Raw genomic sequence first — 14,922 nt, 5'->3', positions numbered from 1 at the left:
TCAGTCAATCAATCAATGATATAAATGACCCATTCCCCTTGATCGTTTGGCCGAATAGCGTATAGCATTTTTACATTTTCAACGGTCTTTGCGGCCATATCCAAGCGTTGTCCGGTCACCGTTATATTTACCTGATGTTCGTTGGGTAACATGGAATCGATGCTTTCGATGTCTGTGAATTTGTACTGATATTGTTCGTCATAATAAGGTTCCATAGCATCTGCTAGTTTTTTGTTTACGAACCCGGATTGGAAAAGTGTGTGGTCATGCTCAACCAAAGCAGTTAGGTTTTTTTCCAGCACTTCAAGTGCGGGGAGATCATACTCTGTCAATTGATCTGAATATGATTTCAGATTTATCGACAATTCTGCTTTAAAGCTGGTTTCATTTGGCTGCTTGGGTTCTGTGTTTTGCGGCTTCTGCGTATTCATCGCTGGACTTTGGGTTGGCGTATTTGCTCCTGTGTTCGGCTCCTCGATGGGTTTAACATCCCCTGCACATGCTGCCAGAAAGATTAAAGACATCAACATGAGCATTCTTGCAATAGTTTTTAACATCTAACCCCACCTTTTTAAGGATATGTTAGTTAGTCGCGAGAAAATATGGAGAAGTTTCAAGGGCTGAATGAAGCCCGAAAAAGCGGATTAAATCGCTAGTTTTTGTGGATCATCTACAGAGTAACGTCCGCTTACCGCAAGCATGATTGTAGAAATAATGACGAGTATGAAACAGAGCACAAATGAATACCGGTACCCAACAACACTAGCTAATAACCCGCCAACAAGACTGCCAATCAGTCTGCCGATCGTGGATGAATTAGAGTAGAGCGTGGATGCATACCCAGGCATGTTTGGAAGCAGATCCTGAATGTAGCTAATGCCAATCGCTGAAATAACGGCAACAAAAAAGGCAAGCAAAATTTGGGCTGCAAGCATTTGCCACATCGCGCCTGAAGTAATGACAACGAGATAATAAGCTCCTCCCAAAATGGCTCCGCACATCATCAGGATTCGGTTACTGTATTTCGCACTAAGTAGTCCCAGCATGATCATAAAAGGAATTTCCAGCGCAGCACAAATACTGCTGACTAAACCAACATCGCTTGTTGTTCCCCCTAGATTGTTGGTAATAAAAAGGGCAGTATTGATGCTACTCGTCCAGTGGGCTACATACATTAGTATCATAATCAGAAAAGGAAGCAGAACATTACGGTTCTGACCCAACCGGAAACTTTTTACTTTTACTTCTGCAGTACTGCTTTTCACTTCTGTATTTGATTTCAGGAATAGCGAGATAAGTAAGGCAACCAGCAGGAATACTCCGATGGTGCCCGAGAAAATCCCCTTAAACCCAACAGCAGCAATTAGCAGAGTACCGATTAAAGGACCTGTAATAAAGCCGAGAGAGAAAGCAGAACGCAAGGTAGAATTTGCAAATGCAGTATCCGTAAAATCGCTCTTATTCACTGCTTCTCTAGCTATGGCGAACAATTGAGGCATCCCTGGTGCACCGAGGGCGGTGAACACAATCATGTAGATGAATAAGATCGTAAAATCCCCAATGAGCAAGTATCCGCTATAAGCCAGAGCATTACAGAGCGTGGAGACAAGGTAAATGTTTCTTCGATTTAAGCCGAGGTCAGAGCGTCTTCCGATTAGTGTACTGATCCATATCCCGGCAATTAACGTGGTGGCCAGAAAAACACCAAACAGCCCGACAGATACTCCAAGCTGCTCCGTAAAATAAATGGATAAAAAGGGTGCGCTGAGTGAAATCCCCATCCCCTGCAGTAACATACATAAAAAGAGTAAGCCATAAGAGGGAATCGAAAATAGTGCAGTTAGTCGTTTGAACATGTTGTGAAAGTACTCCTCTATATTTGTTTAGATATTTCATAAAAAAAAGCCGTTGAAATGAATTCCAACGGCTTTTTGTATGCTTGTTTTTTTCAAGACCTTATTCAACATCATAATTGATCAGAAAGAATAAGTCTATACTTTCGGCTGGATTTTATTTACTATTGTGAAGCCGGCAAAACCTAATAAATGGAGTGTTGTTAATGGACGTTACTTGTCATCTCGATAAGGCTGACTTACAGGATTATATTAGTAGGGTTTTTGGCAGCAGTTATTTCGTTGCTCGTGTTTCGCGCATGCATGGCGGCGCACAAAAGGTGGTCTACAAGATTGAGTGCAGTAATGGATTTTCCTGCGTTTTGTATGTGTGGGATCTTTCTATGAATTATTTTAAAGAAGAAAAAGCCAATGAAGATATAAATGAACAATCCTATGGAAGTCATTTATTCGAATTAAATAACAGGTACTTAACACAACATGGAATTCAGACCCCTGCTCTTTATGATCTGAATAAGGAAAGAGATCGTTACTCTTTCGATTATGCTCTGGTTGAATATATAGATGGAAGAATGGCAGAAACCTATTTTCATCATCCCGAGCTACGTGTTCAAGATAAAGTTTTTCAGCGTGTGGGGGAAATGCTTACTGCTATGCATACCCACGAGAGGCATGTTTTTGGGAAAGCAAATGCTAACGAGAGCAGCATGGGACAATGTCATTTATTACAAATGGAAAATGCGAAAGTACAGCTAGCCTATGCCTCCCAACATATTGAGAAGATCAGGTCTAATCAAAGCAAACTGCTCGATAAGTTGTACGAGCTTGAATCAAAAATTGAACCCAGACAGCAATATGGGTTTATTCACGGGGAACTGGGTCCTGACCATGTTATGGTTAATGATAAACTGGAACCTTTCTTGATCGATATCGAAGGAGCAATGTTTTATGATATTGAGCATGAGCATAGTTTTTTGCAGATGAGATTTGGGGATTTCTACCGGTACTTAAAGAACGATGCTCTGGATCATGATAGGCTGTTATTTTATCAATTCCACCATCATGTCTCCTTAACTTCAGGTGGATTAAAGCTGCTGCATAGAGGATTTCCTGATCAACAATTCGCCCAAGGCCTAGCTGATTATCAATCGGAACGCGCGCTGATGTTTATCGAAGGATGAACTAAACAAGACGTTTGGATTGATAACCTACTGCATGTCCTCGAAAGTAACCTATTAGCCTTCTTCACCCTTTAGGGTGGAGGAGGTTTTTTCGTTATACAACTACAAGGCATAATAAAAGACCGCATCCACTGAAATTGCTTCCAGAACTGGCGGTCTGATGTCTTTGTTATGAATCAATCTTTATCTGAAGGGTTAGTTAATGAAATTTAACGGTCTTGATGCGAGCCTCTTCTTCATAGCTAAGTGGTTTCGGAGATTGCGGAGTGTGCAGATGGCGCTCCACGGAGTACTCCATTTTCCGGTAGTCCTCATTACCTGTATTCAATGTTGGATTCCAGTTTTCTGTCACCCAATTTTTAAGTTCCTTAAGTCCTGCTAGCATTTCCTCCAGCCTCCTTTGGCGAAGAAACAAAATAGATTTTGTTGTTCTTTGTTTACGCTTTCATTATAATCCTAAACTCCATTTTTTAAAAGGTGTGTCCGTCTGAAAAACACAGATTATTCAGTGAACATTGTGTGTTATTTAGGTTTTGTGCTTCATCTGGAGAGAAGTGTCTCCCTGTAGGAGACATTTTTAACGAAGCTGAAAGGATACTCATTAGTACCACCTTTTTAAATTATTTTACATCCGTATATCCAACAAATACTGCCCTGAAGAAATAAATTTAGGGTGGAGAATTTACAGGATTATTTTCTAATGAATATGGAAAAATAAATGATTATTAGCTGCGAGTTGCACTGAAAACCATTATTTTGCTAATCATAAATAAGATTGGTGGAAATAAATTTTATTTTTCTAAAAATAGAGAAAATAATTTACAAAAGCAAAATATAATGATATTTTGTTTATGTAGAAAAGAAACCGCTCACAACTTAAGGGGGATTAACAATGACACTCACAAAGTTCCACGGAATTATACCTGCCTTTTATGCCTGCTATGACGATCAAGGAAATATTTCGGAATCCCGGACGCATGCTTTATGTGATTACTTATTTGAAAAAGGAGTTCAAGGTGTATATGTGGGAGGCAGCTCAGGAGAATGTATTTACCAGAGTCTCGACGAACGCAAAGCGGTACTAAGCTACGTAGCTAGTAACCTGAAAGGTAAAATGACACTGATTGCCCACGTGGGTGCCCCTTCCACTAGAGATAGTATTGAGTTAGCGAAACATGCTGCAACCTTAGGATACGATGCATTATCCGCAATCCCGCCTATATATTTCAAGTTACCTGATAGTGCAGTCTATAAATATTGGAGCGAGATTATGGAGGCAACCCCTCTAAGCTTCATCATCTACAACATTCCTCAGACTACTGGATATACACTGACTCCGTCCCTATTTGAGAAGCTGCTTGCGAACAAAAAGGTGATTGGTGTGAAGAACTCCTCCATGCCGACTATGGATATTGAAAGATTCAAAAGAGTGGGTGGAAAAGATGTAGTGGTATTTAATGGACCGGATGAACAATATGTTGCGGGAAGAATCATGGGAGCGGATGCGGGAATCGGTGGAACCTATGCGGTTATGCCTGAGCTGTTCCTGCAAGCTAATGAATTTGTTAAGGCTGGTAAGTTCGAAGAAGCTGGACAAATTCAAAGCGATATCAACGATATTATCATCGCCCTTTGTTCGCTGAAAGGTGCCATGTATGCCGGAATAAAAGAGATTCTAAAATTAAGAGGCGTAAACATTGGTAGCGTAAGAGCACCGCTTGAGGCAGTAGCCGCTGAAGATGCTGGTCCGATCGCAGACATTATGAAATTGATTGATCAAGCTATTGAAAGATATTGCGGTTAAGACAATGAAGAAATCCATCGTATGCTTTGGCGATTCTAATACTTGGGGCTACGACGCAGAGACAGACCGCAGATTTAAGGATGATATTCGTTGGACGGGAATTCTTCATACAGAATTGGGTGACGCCTACCGAATGATCGAAGAAGGGCTTCCCGGCAGAACAAGTGTCAGTGAGGACCCTCTATTTGAAGGACTTTCTGGAATTTCCTATATCTATCCCTGCCTGATGTCACATTCGCCATTAGACTTGGTTGTGATCATGCTTGGAACCAATGATACCAAAGAAAGGTTTGGATTAACTTCTTATAACATCGCACAAGGTATTGTTAGGCTGGCTCTTAAAGCTAAAGGTAGCGGTGCAGGACCTGAGGGGAAGGCTCCAGAGGTTCTAGTAATCGCGCCCCCTCCGATTGGAGCAGAGTATATTCATACCCCTATTGGCAAACCAATGGGTAGCGGATGTAGTGAGAAGTCTATGGAGCTCGCTGAGCATCTTGCAGCTTTGCTAACGGGAACTGGTATCCACTTTGTAGATTCCAGAGACCATGTATCGATGAATGAAATTGATTATATGCATCTTGATCCGCAAGGACATCGCAGCATGGCCGATTTAGTGCAATACCATGCCAAACGGATTTTAAATTAAAGGTTCTATGCTTTCGAGCGAGTTTTGTACGAAGAGATTCAGAGAAGATAATGCTCACAAAACTTTAAGCGTATGCTTTCGATGCGAGTTCTGTACGTAGCGATTCAGAGAAGGTAATGCTCACAAAACTTTTAGGGAGGTTTATAAATGAAGAAAAAACGTTTACTCTCGGCAATGCTTGCGCTAATGGTGATTATTTCTTTAATTTCAGGTTGCTCAGGTAACAATGCTGCGAGCTCTAATACATCCGATAATTCTTCTGCGTCTGGGAAGGAAAAAGTGGCGATCAGAGTATGGCTGACTCCACAGTGGAAGGGTGTTGTGGATGCCACGGAGGCAGGCGCGGACTATGATAGCTTCCTAAAGCATGCCGCTGAGAAATTCAAAGCACAATATGATAAATACGATGCAGATATTCAAATAGAGGTCATTGCTGGAGATCAGCGCGATCAATTGCTTAACGTTAACTTAAGCGGAGGAACACCTCCAGATGTGTTCTTTGAGAGTGTATTCCCGATGGGGGATTACGTTCACCGGGGAGCATTGGTTCCTTTGACCGACATCATTGATGAAGACGCGAAAAGCGATATTGCTCAAAACTACTGGGACGCTGTAACGTTCGGAGAAGATATTTATTTCTATCCATTCCAGCACAACCCAGGCACCTTGGTTTACAACGCGGACATGTTTAAAGCAGCAGGCTTAGAAAAGTTTGTGGGTGAAGAATCCGAAATCAAAACTTGGAACTTGGATGAATATCAACAAATTCTTGAGGGTCTGAAAAACAATCTGCCGAAGGATAAGTATTCCAATGCATATCCAATGGCATTATTCGCTGTAAATAATCAGGGCGATACATGGAACCTTGCCTATATGAGAATGTTCGGCAATAAGTTCTTTGATGATCAAGGCAACATTGTCCTGAATGATGAGAACGGAGTTAAAGCTGCAACTTGGCTGAAAAACCTATATGACGGCGGATATACAAATCCAGGCGCAGAATCTGTTTCTTCTAATGATGCCAATGCTATGTTCCAAAATCAGCAATTAGCAATCAGTTTCACTAACCCGATTCTATTTAATGGTACGAAAGCAAATATGGCGGACGGTACGGCAGCGAAATTCGATATGAGACTTGCTAATATTCCGTCGGAAAGCGGAGATCCTCTATCCTTTACTTATGTAGTAGGCGCTAGTGTATTCAAGTCCAAAGATGCTAAGAAGACTGAAGTGGCTAAGGATTTCGTGAAGTTCTTCTCAAGCGATCCTGAGTTAGTTAAATCCTCTAAGAATGGTATTCCTGTAAGAAGTTCTGTAGCCGAAGCACTTAAAGCAGAAAATCCACTGTTTGCAGCTTACGATGCCAACTCTAAATATTTGTTCAACTTCACAGGCAACGTTCCAGGATACAGCCAATTAAGAGAGGTTTTATATCCAGAGCTACAAGCACTTTACATGGGAGCTAAGACACCGGAACAATTTGTGCAAGATTATCAGGCAAGTGGTAACAAGGTGATTGAGACCAATAAAGCTGGCTCTGTAATTTTCCAATAATCTAAGACCAGATAAACAATACACGATTGACAGCCTTTAGGGTCTGAAGAGACTCTGGGGCTGTTAATTAGAAAGGTAAACGATATGAAACTACGTAGTAATTACCTAAAAGAGAATATTACAGGTTATCTGTTTATTTTACCTCAGATGATAGTATTCTTAGCCTTTCTTGTCTATCCGATCTTAGAAGGGATGCGGCTGAGTCTATACCAGATTAATTATGACAGCGAGAAGTTTGTGGGTTTTGCCAATTACACCACATTGTTTAATGATCCGGTATTTTTTAAGGCTACCATCAACACCGTTGTGTTCGTAATATTTATCGTTCTACTTACAGTGGGGTTTGCATTGTTCGTAGCCTCTGCAGTATTTGATAAGAATGCTAAGTACGTTTCCTTTATTAGAGGAAGTTATTATATCCCGGTAATGGTGTCCATGGTGGTTATGAGTATGGTCTGGAGCTTTTTGCTGAATCCGGCTAACGGACTTATCTCTTATTTATATAAAGACATGGGACTAGGGACGATTAATCTGCTGGGTAATCCAAAGACGGTTCTGCCAGTCGTGATATTCGTAACCTTCGCAACTAATGTGGGCCAGGCAATTATTCTGTATATAGCTGCGATGATTGGTGTCTCGAAAGAGCTTTTTGAAGCAGCAGAAATCGATGGTGCTAGCAGATGGCAAGTGATTACAAAGATCCTGATTCCTTCGGTAGGACCTACAACAACTTATATTACGATTATCAATATTATTGCCGTATTAAAAATCTTTGTAGTTATTCAGTTATTGACCGGTGGCGGACCGAACAATTCCTCCGTAACGCTGATGTACTACCTTTATAATAATGCCTTTAAATATAACCAACTCGGTGTAGCTTCTGCGGTAGGGGTTATCATGTTCGTGATTACATTGATACTGTCTGTGCCACAGCTACGAAGCATGATTAAGGTGAAGTGAGGGGGAATACAACATGTCGAAGATTAAAAACAAGAAAAAGAGAGAGAAGTTTGATGTGATATCGAATGTGATCATTATCCTCTTCGCACTCCTTAATCTTTTTCCACTATATTGGTTATTCACAAGTTCACTCAAGAACAGCTCGGATGTTGTGAAGATGCCTCCAGACTGGTGGCCCAAATCGATTACATTCTCCAACTATGTGGATGTATTTCAGAACCAGCCGGCTTTAAGATGGACGTTTAATAGTATTTATGTATCAGGTATTTCTACTATTTTGGTTATCGTTGTAGGCTCTATGGCCGCCTATGCGTTCTCAAAGATTAATTTTAAAGGTAAAAATATAATCTTCATTATCTTTATATCTAGTTTGATGATTCCTAAAGAAATTATGATTGTGCCCTTATTCCGGATCACCCAACAATTTGGAATGGTAAATAGTTATAACGGTATGATTTGGCCGAACGTGGCGGGTGCATTTGGAGTGTTCCTATTAAAGGGATTCTTCGATTTAACCCCTAATGCCTTAAGAGAAGCCGGGAGAATAGATGGTGCAAATGAATGGAGAATCTTCACGCGCATCATGTTGCCTATTGTCAAACCTGGTATTGGAGCCTTATTTATTCTAAATTTCGTGCAAGTCTGGAATGATTACTTGTGGCAGCTGGTTATAGGCCAAGAGAACAAAATGAAAACATTAATGGTTGGTACTGCGACCTTAATGCAGGATTTGAATCCTAATTTCGCTTATAAAATGGCCGGAGCTACCATCGCTGCAATTCCGATGTTGCTAGTGTTCATGTTATTCCAACGGTTCTTCACCAATGGGATTACGGCAGGAGCAGTTAAAGAATAAATAAAAATGTGGAGTGGGTTACTGATGAATACTGAAAATAATGTACTTAAAAAAATAAAACATAAACTAGTCGTCTCCAGTCAAGCCTTACCAGAAGAACCGCTGCATAGCCCGTTTATTATGGGGAGAATGGCTTATGCTGCTTACTTAGGCGGAGCTTCTGGAATTCGGGCAAACAGCGTAGCGGATATTCAAGAAATCAAAAAGCAAGTGAATCTGCCGATCATTGGGATAATCAAAAAGGTGTATGAAGGCTCTGAAGTCTTTATTACACCCACTCAAAAGGAAGTCGATGAGCTGTACCGCGAAGGGGTAGATATCATTGCTATGGATGCTACAGACCGGATTCGCCCGGACGGATCTACTATTTCTGAACTTTTTCCACTTTTAAAAGAGACCTATAAAGATCAACTGTTTATGGCGGATTGTTCTACATTTGCGGAAGCTGCGAAGGCTGTTGAGCTGGGATTTGATCTGATAGGAACTACCTTGAGCGGTTATACCGAAGCTACTAAAGGCCGCAACTTGCCAGATTTTGAATTGGTTCAACAAATCGTCAACAACTTCTCTGTTCCCGTTATAGCTGAAGGTGGGGTTTCCACTCCTGAAGAATTAAAGACCATGTTTGATTTAGGTGTGTATTCAGCAGTGGTTGGCTCTGCGATCACGAGACCGATGGAGATTACGAAACGGTTTGTGAACGCTATTCAGTAGAACACCAGAGAGGGTAGATGGGAATGAGAATTGTAGCCGTAGATATTGGCGGTACCAATACCAAGATGTGTATATGCGATAAACAGGGGAATGTACATGACTTCAAGGAGTATGCAACAGAAAGCTACTTGGGGGGACCCCATGTAATCTCGAGAATGCTGGAAAAGATTGCAGAATACGATCATTTTGATGCCATTGCCATAAGCACCGCGGGCCAAGTTAATGCAGAAGAAGGATTTATTGTCTATGCTAACGAAAATATACCTAGATATACTGGAATGAAAATTAAGGATATTGTCACCCATCATTTTCATAAACCTGTTATGGTAGAGAACGATGTGAATTCAGCAGCATTAGGCGAAGCTTATTATGGAGCTGCTCAGAGCTTTAACAATTTCTTATGTCTAACCTTTGGCACAGGCATTGGCGGTGCGATCGTCATTAAGCGTCAAATCTATAAAGGGGCTAATGGGGTAGCGGCTGAATTTGGCCATATCTTTACTCACCCATTGTCGGCCCCATCCGGAGTAGAAGGACTGCCGTATTATGAGAAATACGCTTCAACTACAGCTTTAGTGAAGATGGCTCAGCTGGCAGATCCCGAATGCACGGACGGAAAAGCTTTATTTGATAAAATACAGAGCGGAAATGAGCAGCTTGAACGTATTTTAGATCTATGGATTACTGAGGTGGCTGTGGGTTTAGCTTCTATCACACATATCTTCAATCCATCCGCGATTATTATTGGTGGCGGCGTAATGGAACAAGAAGATTTGGTTCGAAGGGTAGAAGAACGCACGAAGTCTTTGATTATGGAAAGCTTTGCGGGAGTGAGAATTGTTAAAGCCTCATTAGGGAATAAGGCAGGTCTGCTGGGAGCTTCCTCCTTATTCGTACATTAATTTATTGAAAAGGAGGGGCTTTTTTGCGGACAATCAGTATTTTTTCTTCAATTCATTCTAAATACAATAATTTGACAAATACGGAGAAGAAGGTAGCGGACTACGTACTGGAGAATACGAGAAGTGTAGTCTACATGTCGATTACTGATCTTGCAGATGCATGTGATGTTGGGGAATCAAGTATATTTCGATTTTGCAAATCTTTAAGTTATAAAGGGTATCAAGAGTTCAAGATCGCATTGGCACATAGCATCACTGTGGAGAATGAGATCCCGCAGCTTACCGATCAAATTCTGATGGATGATACGATTGAAGCTGTTGCTTCTAAAGTGCTGACCACGAATGTAAGTGCACTCAACGAGACCTATAATTTAATTGATATACAGAAGATCAGTGAGGCCATTGAGTATTTGATTAATGCAGAACGTGTATTGTTTTTCGGTGTGGGCTCTTCTCTAGTCACAGCTATGGAAGCCAAGATTAAATTTATGCGCATTACGAACAAAACGGAATGTTTAATGGATTCACATCTGCAGATGATGTCGGCAGCGTTGATGTCTAACCGGGATGTCGCTGTTGTGATTTCTTATTCCGGCTCGACCAAGGATAGCATTGAGGTTGCGAGAAAAGCAAAGGAACGAGGAGCCAAAGTAATATCCATTACCAGGTTTGAAAAGTCACCGTTAACCTCGTACTCCGATCTGACCCTGCTATGTGGTGCTAATGAAGGACCGCTGCAAGGGGGTTCATTATCTGCAAAGATATCGCAGCTCTATCTGCTTGATATTTTATATGTAGAATATTTCAAGAAGACTAGTGAGCAATCCATAATCAATAAAGAAACTACAGCTTCAGCAGTCAGTGAGAAACTGGTTTAGCACATTAAGATGTGAGGGGAATGGGAAGTTATGATCTTAGGTTCTTTGTCATCTTGGGAAGAGCATATCAAGTATGAGAATCCTGTCATTGTTGAGGCTATTGAGGAATTGAAAGTAATCTTACAACATGATCCTGATCTTGGGCGAATCGAAATCCGCGGGAACGAAATGTATGCTTCGATTATGGCTCTGGAGGCAAAATCGCTGGAGGAACAAGTCGCAGAGAAGCATGAGACTTATATTGATGTGCATTATCTGATCGAAGGTGAAGAAACGATTGGCTGGGCACCCCTGCAAGAAGGGATCGAGCCCATTAAGCCTTACGATGCCGAAGGAGAATATGCGCTTTATCCCCCATCAGCAGATGAAATATTGTTATCTTTGAAGCCTGGAATGTTCGCGGTCTTTTTCCCTCATGATGTTCACAGACCGGGCATGGGTCAACCGGGGCAGCAGATTAAAAAAGCTGTCATTAAAATCCACACAAATCTACTAACTCCATAACATAGAGATTGAGGCTGGTAGCGGAACCATTCCGCTGTCAGCTTTTTTTGCGTCGCTTCTATTTACTTATATCTAAATTTATAAATATACAAAATATAAAGATTGGTGGTAAACTTAACATGCCTAAAGCTTTTTTTGTAGAGCTTAAGGATTTTTTTGCATGCACATTTATGAGTGAGCAAAGAATATTACAGAGAATTACACTATAGAAAGAATAATGGAGGCAGGAGAGTTAAATGAAGAATAAAGGTCTAAAGAGAATGTTGTTGTTATCTATGATGGTTGTTGTCATCGCTGCACTTGCAGTCGGTTGTGGTTCGAAAAATAATACAAATACAGAATCGTCAGAGGGAGCTGCTCCAGAGGCTGCAAAAGAAGTTACCTCCTTGTCGCTCGGTTTATTACCCTCGATTGATGCTATTCCTTTTATCATCGCACATGAACAAGGTTTCGATAAAAACCACGGTGTGGATCTGGACATCCAGACGTTTAAAAGCGCCAAAGATCGGGATGTAGCTTTTCAAGCAGGCAAGCTGGATGGTCTAAGTGCTGACCTGGTTGCGATCTCCATTTACAATGAGGCTGGACTGGATGTGAAGATCACCAGTACAACTTTTGGGGAATTTGATTTACTGACTGGAAATGAATCGATCCAGGATGTGAAGGATTTGAAGGGGAAAACCGTGATTTTGTCCAAAAATACCTCCACACAATATACAGTGGCCATGATGCTGAAACAAGCAGGTCTGACCGAAGCTGATATTACAGTGACAGAGGTTCCACAGATTCCGACCCGTTTAGAATTGCTTAAGAATAATAAGGCGGATGCGGCAATTTTGCCAGAACCTTTTGTAACGATGGGTAAAACCTCAGGCCTGCGTGTACTGAGCTCAACGCTAACTGCGGGAGTAAATCCGTTCGTATTAGCTTTCCCGCAAACTGCAATTGATGCCAAAGCAGAAGCTATCCGCAGTATGTATGCTGCATATGATGAAGCAGTAGCTTATATGAAATCCCATGAGCAATCTGAATATATCGATCTTGTAATCAAAGAAGTAGGATATCCAGAGACATTAAAAGATGAGATCAAAGTACCGGATTATGTACCAGCTTATCAAGTGGATGTGAAGGAAGTAGAGGCTGCATTTGCTTGGGCACGGGAAAAAGGTTTGCTCAGCAAAAATATCTCGGCTGAAGATGTGATTTCTGATGTCCAATTCAAGAAATAAAGGACTCGCCATAAAGGATCTGAAAGTAGAATATAAGAGCGGACAATTAGCCTTAGGTCAGGTGGATTTATCTTTGCCGGAACATGGGATCTACACCATTATCGGACCCTCCGGCAGCGGGAAATCAACCTTATTACGGGCGATTGCGGGCTTGCTGCCTAGCTATCAGGGACAAATTCTTTTTAATGAGAAATCTGTACATGAGAAAGAAACGTTAATCGGGCTGGTGCCGCAGAACTACGGGCTTCTTCCTTGGAAGACTGTACATGATAATATTCAGATAGCGATGAAGATTACGCATACGGCAAGTTCATCCAAGCAAGAACGGGAGACGCAGATTAAGCAGTGGCTTTCGTCGATGGGGATCTCTGATTTAGCAGAACGTTATCCCTTATCCCTCAGTGGAGGCCAGCAGCAAAGAGTAGCGATTGCCAGAGCTTTTGCCATTTTGCCTACTATTCTGTTGCTGGACGAGCCATTCTCTGCACTCGATGCGATAACAAGGGAAACACTGCAGGTCCTCTTTTTAGAGAACTGGCTGGCTAACCCAACGACTACGTTATTTGTCACTCACGATGTGGAAGAAGCGATTCTGCTGGGGCAAAAGATTATCGTCATGCCGTCCAACAAAGAAACTACACCTGAAATTATTGATAATCATTTGGTGTTTCATATGAAGCATGAGGATAAGCGGGACAGTGTGGATTTCTTTGAGCAGACTAAGCGGATTAGAAAGGTAATGCAGGAGATATGGTAAACAAACGTCGACTTCATCATCTAGTAAGGCTTCTATTTGTATTTGTCTGTATGAATGTAGTCTGGTATATCGCATTTTTACTTATGAACCATTCGATTCTGCCAAGTCCCTTTGCTGTATATAAGGCGATGTTTCAGTTAGGGGCGCAGGATATTGCTATAAATGTAGGGTATAGCTTGTTCAGAATTTTTGCAGGTGTGGTACTGGCGTTAATTATTGGACTGCTTATAGGTCTTCTAATGGGACGTTCATTGACCTGGAACAAACTGCTGGACCCTGTGGTTTATTTGACCTATCCTGTTCCCAAAATTGCCCTGCTTCCAGTAGTGATGCTGTTCTTCGGGCTTGGGGAGACGTCCAAAATCCTAATGATCATGCTGATTTTATTGTTTCAGATCATCATTTCGGTAAGGGATGGGGTTAAGGCTATTCCGGACAATACCTATGATGTCTTAACTAGTATAGGTGCCAGCGCTGTGCAGAAGTTCTGGCATGTGACACTGCCGGGTGCATTGTCAGTAATTCTGAGTACGATTCGTATTTCGCTTGGAACGGCGATATCTGTACTGTTTTTTACGGAGATCTATGGAACAGAGCATGGTATGGGCTTTTTCATCATGGATGCGTGGTTAAGATTAGATTATCCGGAGATGTATGCTGGAATTATGTTGTTCAGCTTGGTCGGTTTTATTCTCTTCTTGCTTGTTGATTTTCTTGATTACAAGTTTATGAAGTGGCGGAACTAAATTTAGTTGGAAATTAAACGATAGCTTTCCTTTGCCTGAGTTTGGGCAAGGGGGAGCTTTTTTATATGATTTTTTGGGGGCAACACAATTAATTTTAGTTTCATTATTATTTGAATGGAAAAATAAAACAGTAAAATAAATGAAGGAAAAAATGAAAATTAAACTTACTTAGGGCTGTAAACCCCCGTTTATTTTAGAAAAATATAAAGATGGTGAGATGAAAAGAGGGAATTTGTTTTAAAAAAACTAATAAATCTCTTGATTTCTTGCAAATCTATTGGAAATTATATTCATAAAAGTATAAAAAGGTTTAGTTTAATTTATTTACAACCCGATTT

General features: G+C 41.1%; 16 protein-coding genes. 13 read left to right on the top strand and 3 right to left on the bottom strand.

Features of this window, described 5'->3' with window-relative positions; translation table 11 throughout:
* Positions 1 to 8: 8 nt before the first annotated feature.
* Positions 9 to 557, bottom strand: coding sequence for a hypothetical protein (locus MHH50_RS25400; RefSeq protein WP_076218769.1), 549 nt, complete (start codon positions 555 to 557; stop codon positions 9 to 11).
* A gap of 87 nt (positions 558 to 644) precedes the next feature.
* The gene (locus tag MHH50_RS25395; protein WP_076303273.1) at positions 645 to 1,856 is read right to left on the bottom strand and encodes a sugar efflux transporter; all 1,212 of its coding nucleotides are present in this window, start codon (positions 1,854 to 1,856) and stop codon (positions 645 to 647) included.
* A gap of 248 nt (positions 1,857 to 2,104) precedes the next feature.
* Between MHH50_RS25395 and MHH50_RS25390 the strand changes: the two genes are divergently transcribed.
* Complete coding sequence (locus MHH50_RS25390; RefSeq protein WP_340034640.1) at positions 2,105 to 3,034, top strand: phosphotransferase; 930 nt, start codon at positions 2,105 to 2,107, stop codon at positions 3,032 to 3,034.
* Between the two features lie 199 nt (positions 3,035 to 3,233).
* Here MHH50_RS25390 and MHH50_RS25385 read toward each other — a convergent pair whose 3' ends face one another.
* A complete protein-coding gene (locus MHH50_RS25385) occupies positions 3,234 to 3,419 on the bottom strand; it encodes a hypothetical protein (protein ID WP_036679656.1) in 186 nt (61 codons plus the stop codon).
* Between the two features lie 507 nt (positions 3,420 to 3,926).
* On the opposite strand from MHH50_RS25385, the gene MHH50_RS25380 reads away from it, so the two are divergent.
* The 12 genes from MHH50_RS25380 (at position 3,927) to MHH50_RS25325 (ending at position 14,584) form a co-directional block, all read left to right on the top strand.
* Positions 3,927 to 4,838, top strand: a complete 912-nt coding sequence (locus MHH50_RS25380; RefSeq protein ID WP_038573110.1) for a dihydrodipicolinate synthase family protein — start codon at positions 3,927 to 3,929, stop codon at positions 4,836 to 4,838.
* Entirely contained in the window at positions 4,807 to 5,484 is a 678-nt protein-coding gene (locus tag MHH50_RS25375) for an SGNH/GDSL hydrolase family protein (protein WP_340033614.1), read from the top strand. Before MHH50_RS25380 ends, MHH50_RS25375 begins: the two co-directional genes overlap by 32 nt.
* A gap of 147 nt (positions 5,485 to 5,631) precedes the next feature.
* Positions 5,632 to 7,038: an extracellular solute-binding protein gene (locus MHH50_RS25370; RefSeq protein WP_076129167.1), complete on the top strand. Its 1,407-nt coding sequence runs from the start codon at positions 5,632 to 5,634 to the stop codon at positions 7,036 to 7,038.
* 84 nt (positions 7,039 to 7,122) lie between these two features.
* Positions 7,123 to 7,998 (top strand): sugar ABC transporter permease, encoded by an 876-nt coding sequence (locus MHH50_RS25365; RefSeq protein WP_076129168.1) that lies wholly within the window; start codon positions 7,123 to 7,125, stop codon positions 7,996 to 7,998.
* Positions 7,999 to 8,011: 13 nt separating this feature from the next.
* On the top strand, positions 8,012 to 8,854 hold the full coding sequence (locus MHH50_RS25360; RefSeq protein WP_081382492.1) for a carbohydrate ABC transporter permease: 843 nt from the start codon (positions 8,012 to 8,014) through the stop codon (positions 8,852 to 8,854).
* A 24-nt stretch (positions 8,855 to 8,878) separates the two neighbouring features.
* Positions 8,879 to 9,568, top strand: coding sequence for an N-acetylmannosamine-6-phosphate 2-epimerase (locus MHH50_RS25355; protein WP_036679646.1), 690 nt, complete (start codon positions 8,879 to 8,881; stop codon positions 9,566 to 9,568).
* 23 nt (positions 9,569 to 9,591) lie between these two features.
* Positions 9,592 to 10,470: an ROK family protein gene (locus tag MHH50_RS25350; RefSeq protein WP_340033613.1), complete on the top strand. Its 879-nt coding sequence runs from the start codon at positions 9,592 to 9,594 to the stop codon at positions 10,468 to 10,470.
* Between the two features lie 23 nt (positions 10,471 to 10,493).
* Positions 10,494 to 11,348 carry a MurR/RpiR family transcriptional regulator gene (locus tag MHH50_RS25345; protein WP_051491079.1) on the top strand — a complete coding sequence of 285 codons (855 nt, stop codon included), beginning with the start codon at positions 10,494 to 10,496 and terminating at the stop codon, positions 11,346 to 11,348.
* A gap of 30 nt (positions 11,349 to 11,378) precedes the next feature.
* On the top strand, positions 11,379 to 11,852 hold the full coding sequence (locus MHH50_RS25340) for a YhcH/YjgK/YiaL family protein (RefSeq protein ID WP_076186392.1): 474 nt from the start codon (positions 11,379 to 11,381) through the stop codon (positions 11,850 to 11,852).
* A gap of 236 nt (positions 11,853 to 12,088) precedes the next feature.
* Positions 12,089 to 13,081, top strand: coding sequence for a MetQ/NlpA family ABC transporter substrate-binding protein (locus tag MHH50_RS25335; RefSeq protein WP_139330176.1), 993 nt, complete (start codon positions 12,089 to 12,091; stop codon positions 13,079 to 13,081).
* Positions 13,062 to 13,838 carry an ABC transporter ATP-binding protein gene (locus MHH50_RS25330; RefSeq protein WP_076194592.1) on the top strand — a complete coding sequence of 259 codons (777 nt, stop codon included), beginning with the start codon at positions 13,062 to 13,064 and terminating at the stop codon, positions 13,836 to 13,838. The genes MHH50_RS25335 and MHH50_RS25330 overlap by 20 nt, the downstream gene beginning before the upstream one ends.
* Positions 13,832 to 14,584 carry an ABC transporter permease gene (locus MHH50_RS25325; protein WP_081383954.1) on the top strand — a complete coding sequence of 251 codons (753 nt, stop codon included), beginning with the start codon at positions 13,832 to 13,834 and terminating at the stop codon, positions 14,582 to 14,584. The genes MHH50_RS25330 and MHH50_RS25325 overlap by 7 nt, the downstream gene beginning before the upstream one ends.
* Positions 14,585 to 14,922 lie beyond the last annotated feature (338 nt).

The sequence above is a fragment of the Paenibacillus sp. FSL H3-0302 genome, assembly GCF_037982245.1.
In the GTDB taxonomy this organism is placed as follows: Bacteria; Bacillota; Bacilli; order Paenibacillales; family Paenibacillaceae; genus Paenibacillus_AQ; species Paenibacillus_AQ odorifer.
This window is presented reverse-complemented; position numbering and strand designations above follow the sequence as displayed.

Bases quoted from the DNA above. Each gene is read 5' to 3' on its own strand.
- MHH50_RS25400 (WP_076218769.1), bottom strand. From the start codon at position 557: ATGTTAAAAACTATTGCAAGAATGCTCATGTTGATGTCTTTAATCTTT.
- MHH50_RS25395 (WP_076303273.1), bottom strand. From the start codon at position 1,856: ATGTTCAAACGACTAACTGCACTATTTTCGATTCCCTCTTATGGCTTA.
- MHH50_RS25385 (WP_036679656.1), bottom strand. From the start codon at position 3,419: ATGCTAGCAGGACTTAAGGAACTTAAAAATTGGGTGACAGAAAACTGG.
- MHH50_RS25380 (WP_038573110.1), top strand. From the start codon at position 3,927: ATGACACTCACAAAGTTCCACGGAATTATACCTGCCTTTTATGCCTGC.
- MHH50_RS25370 (WP_076129167.1), top strand. From the start codon at position 5,632: ATGAAGAAAAAACGTTTACTCTCGGCAATGCTTGCGCTAATGGTGATT.
- MHH50_RS25365 (WP_076129168.1), top strand. From the start codon at position 7,123: ATGAAACTACGTAGTAATTACCTAAAAGAGAATATTACAGGTTATCTG.
- MHH50_RS25360 (WP_081382492.1), top strand. From the start codon at position 8,012: ATGTCGAAGATTAAAAACAAGAAAAAGAGAGAGAAGTTTGATGTGATA.
- MHH50_RS25355 (WP_036679646.1), top strand. From the start codon at position 8,879: ATGAATACTGAAAATAATGTACTTAAAAAAATAAAACATAAACTAGTC.
- MHH50_RS25350 (WP_340033613.1), top strand. From the start codon at position 9,592: ATGAGAATTGTAGCCGTAGATATTGGCGGTACCAATACCAAGATGTGT.
- MHH50_RS25340 (WP_076186392.1), top strand. From the start codon at position 11,379: ATGATCTTAGGTTCTTTGTCATCTTGGGAAGAGCATATCAAGTATGAG.
- MHH50_RS25335 (WP_139330176.1), top strand. From the start codon at position 12,089: ATGAAGAATAAAGGTCTAAAGAGAATGTTGTTGTTATCTATGATGGTT.
- MHH50_RS25330 (WP_076194592.1), top strand. From the start codon at position 13,062: ATGTCCAATTCAAGAAATAAAGGACTCGCCATAAAGGATCTGAAAGTA.
- MHH50_RS25325 (WP_081383954.1), top strand. From the start codon at position 13,832: ATGGTAAACAAACGTCGACTTCATCATCTAGTAAGGCTTCTATTTGTA.